The following is a 425-nucleotide window of genomic DNA, read 5'->3' as shown; positions in this document are numbered from 1 at the left end:
GTCTAGTTATGAGCCACTCAAAGATGAAAATGTCCTCCGTATCAACTACACCCGTGAAGACAATAATTATGAAGGTTGGGGCGTATGGACTTGGGGAGATACGACTGAAGCAAGTAGCGGCTGGCCAGCAGGTGCCGTTGACTTTAACTTGGCAAATACGGCGCCTATGTTGACATTCCTCTATCGAATGGTTTAGATTCCAAGCTTGGATTTCTGCTAATCAATCAGAATAATCCAGATTTGGCAGGCAATAAAACAATTGATTTAGCCTTTGCAGATCGTAAACGGCATAGACAAATTTTCCTTCGCAATGACGACGACAAAGTCTATACCAATCCATATTTTATCGAAGAGAAAGTAGAACTCGATACAAGCAAAGCTACTCCGGGAACAAAAAATGTAACCATTGAAGCAAGTATAAAAGC

Annotated in this window: 2 protein-coding genes; both read left to right on the top strand. The window is 41.4% G+C overall.

Translation table 11 applies throughout. The annotated features are described in order from the left end of the window. Positions 1-196 (top strand): pullulanase-associated domain-containing protein (locus RM704_RS45810; RefSeq protein ID WP_498076460.1); only part of this gene is annotated, 196 nt, incomplete at its 5' end. Further along, on the top strand, positions 175-425 hold a 251-nt coding region (locus RM704_RS45805; RefSeq protein ID WP_498076461.1), incomplete at its 3' end, for a hypothetical protein. The genes RM704_RS45810 and RM704_RS45805, both read left to right, overlap by 22 nt.

Origin of the sequence: Streptomyces gottesmaniae (assembly GCF_031845845.1) — a bacterium.
GTDB lineage: Bacteria > Actinomycetota > Actinomycetes > Streptomycetales > Streptomycetaceae > Streptomyces > Streptomyces akebiae.
This window is presented reverse-complemented; position numbering and strand designations above follow the sequence as displayed.